Annotated in this window: 2 protein-coding genes and 1 pseudogene; all 3 read left to right on the top strand. The window is 73.0% G+C overall.

Annotation, left to right across the window (positions count from 1 at the left end):
- A pseudogene (locus CCN72_RS35375) lies at positions 1-226 on the top strand (threonine/serine dehydratase); the annotation flags it as partial.
- Positions 227-254: 28 nt separating this feature from the next.
- Entirely contained in the window at positions 255-527 is a 273-nt protein-coding gene (locus tag CCN72_RS35370) for an acyl carrier protein (protein ID WP_086812464.1), read from the top strand.
- Between the two features lie 108 nt (positions 528-635).
- The gene (locus tag CCN72_RS35365) at positions 636-2,918 is read left to right on the top strand and encodes a lantibiotic dehydratase (protein WP_086812462.1); all 2,283 of its coding nucleotides are present in this window, start codon (positions 636-638) and stop codon (positions 2,916-2,918) included.
- Positions 2,919-3,138 lie beyond the last annotated feature (220 nt).

Here is a 3,138-nt window from a genome sequence, read left to right as displayed (position 1 = left end):
CGCCGTCGGCGACGCGGAGATCCTCGCCGCCACCGCCCTGCTGCACCGCCTCGGCGTCGACGCCGAACCCAGCGGAGCCGTCGCCCTGGCCGGTGCCCTGCGCGCCGGGCGCCGCGAACGCGCCGTGGCCATCGTCTCGGGCGGCAACACCCCCGCCCGGCTGCACACCCTGCACCACAGCCACACCAGTACCAGTGCCAGCGCCAGTACCAACGTCCACATCTGATCCGCACGGAAACGAAGGAGCTCACGCCATGACCCCGAACGCCGCCACCGCCGCCCCCGTCGCCACCCCCGCCGTCACCGTCGACCTGCTGGTCGACATCTTCCGGGACGTGCTGCGCCTGCCCGACCTCACCGCCGAGACCGACTTCTACGAGGCCGGCGGCGACTCGCTCACCGCGTTCCAGATCACCGGCCGCCTCCAGGAGATCCTCGGCGCCGACGTCCCGGTCTCCCTGGTCTTCGCCTACCCGACGCCGCTGGAGCTGGCCGAGGTCGTCGAGGCCGACTACGGCACCGCCTGACGCGTTCTCCGCCGCGCCCCGATCCGCCCGACGAATCCCGTTCCTTCGCCGCGTCCCGTCGCCCGTCGTCGCTCCCGTCCGTCCGCGCTCGCCAAGGAGAGCCGTGCCATGACCGAAGATCTCGTGCCGTCCCTCGGCCGTTGGCGGCTGTGGGAGCAGTTCGCCCTGCGCGGGGCGGGCTTCCCCGCCGACGGCGTGCTGCGCCTCGCCCCGCCCGGACTGGCCGAGGCGGCCGACAAGTTCGGCGCCGGCGAACCGCTCGACGGCCCCGACTGGAGCGGCTTCACCCGCCTCTTCACGGAGGCCGCCGTGGAGACCGCGCACACCTTGCAGGACATCGCCCGCGCACCGGCCTTCCGGGAGGCGGTGGCCTGGCAGAACCGGCCGGTCCTCACCTCCGGGATCGCCCCCTTCCTGCGCTGGACCCCGACGGCGGACAGCCGCAGCAGCATGCCGCGGCAGCGCGAGGAACTGGTCGCGCACTACTGGCAGCGGTTCTGCGTGAAGAACGACACCATCGGCTTCTTCGGGCCCGTCGGCTGGGGCCGCTGGGACTCCGGCACCCGGACGGTCGGCGTGGACCCCGGAACCGGCCTGATCGCCAAATCCTCCGTCTACTGGGCGAGTTGGGGGATCGACGCGCTCGCCAGGATGCTGGACGCCGACCCCGCCCTGCGTGAGTGGATCGCCCCCCGCCGCGTGCCCTTCCTCGTGCTGGACGGCGACCGGGTCCGCGTCCCCGGCCGGCGCCCCATCCCCGTGTCCGCCGAGACGGCGGCCGTACTCGCCCGCTGCGACGGCATCCGCCCGGCCCGGTCCATCGCCGCCGAACTCCCGGACACCGACGTCCCCGCCGTGCTGGCCGACCTGGTCGCCCGCCGCTGGGTGGTCCGGCGCCTGGAGATACCCGCCGACACCCACCCCGACCGCGCCCTGCGCGCCTGGCTGGAGACCGTCGGCGCGCCCGAACCCCGCCGGCGCGGCCTCGCGGCACTGGACCGGCTGGAACGCGGCCGCGCCGCCGTGGCTGCGGCCACCGACGTGGACACCCTCGTCCAGGCCCTGACCGCCCTCGAACAGGACTTCACCGAACTCACCGACACGGCCGCGGTACGGGAGAAGTCCGCGTCGACCGCGCCCTGCCGCTCGCTGGTCTACTCCGACACCCGCCGCTCCGCGACCGCCCGCCTCGGCCCCGGGATGCTCGAAGCGCTGCGCCCGCTACGGCTGTTGATGGACAGCGCGGCCTGGCTCACCTGCGAACTCGCCGCCACCGTCCGGGAGGAGGTCCGCCTCGTCCACGACCGTCTGGCCGCCGAAGGACCGGTCGACCTCGCCTCCTTCTGGTTCGCGTGCCTCCCGGTCCTGCACGGCGCCGCCCGCGCCAAGTCAGCCGAGCTGCAACGGGAGTTCGCCGCCCGCTGGGGGCGGATCCTCGCGGTGCCGGAGGGCGCCCACGAGGTGACCGTGACGACGGCCGGCATCGAGACGGCGGTACGGGAGCGGTTCGCGTCCGGCGGCGACGGCTGGACGACGGCCCGCTATCTGAGCCCGGACATCCTGATCGCGGCCGAGAGCACGGAGGCGATCGAGCGCGGCGACTTCACCCTGGTCCTGGGCGAACTCCACATGGCGTCCAACACCTTGGGCGCCTCCCTGTTCACCCACCAGCACCCGGACATCGCCGAACTCCTCGACCTGACCGACCGCGATCACCCGAGCCCCCGCCTGATGCCCCTGATCCCCAAGGAGCACCGCGCCCGCCTGTCGGCCCGGGTCCGCCACACCCTCGTACGGCCCCAGGACCGCCAAGTGGCCCTCGCCGACTTCACCGCGGACCCCGCGCGGACGATCCGCAGCGCCGACGCGACCGTGGAGAACCGGGCCGGCGACCTCGTCGTCCGCCTCCCGGACGGCTCCGTCTTCCCCGCGCTGGACGTCTTCTCCCACGTCCTGACCACCCTGTCGATGGACCTCTTCCAACTCCTGCCCCAGGCCGACCACACCCCTCGCGTCACCCTGGACCGGCTGGTGGTGGCCCGCGAGACCTGGCGTCTGCCGGCCGCGGACGCCTCGTTCGCCGACGAGAAGGACGAGGCCCGCCGCTTCGTGGCCGCCCGCCGCTGGCGCACCCAACTCGGCCTGCCCCGCTACGTCTTCGTCGTCTCCCCGACCGAATCCCGGCCCTTCTACGTCGACTTCGACAGCCCCGTCTACCTCACCATCCTCGCCAAAGCCCTGCGCCGCCTCGCCCGCAAGGATCCCTCCGCCACCGTCACCCTCACCGAGATGCTCCCCACCCCCGAACAGAGCTGGCTCACCGACGACCAGGGCCACCGCTACACCTCCGAACTCCGCTTCGTGGCCTTCGACACCACACCACCGCGCTGACCGGAGCAGGGCCGGTGAACCGCGCGCCCCCGAGCGTGCGCCCCCGTAGTGAACTCCGCGAACACCTCGCCCCCGACACTCCGTCACGGTTGGTGATCAAGGAACTCCGAACTGTGATCAACTGTGCCCTGGTCGTCGGGCAACGGGCCCGAGATGTCCAAGGAGAGTTCATGCACAGAGTTGCTATGGGCAGGCGTATCGCCTCCGCCGTCGCCACCGC

Origin of the sequence: Streptomyces murinus (assembly GCF_002154555.1) — a bacterium.
Classification (GTDB): Bacteria; Actinomycetota; Actinomycetes; order Streptomycetales; family Streptomycetaceae; genus Streptomyces; species Streptomyces murinus.
This window is presented reverse-complemented; position numbering and strand designations above follow the sequence as displayed.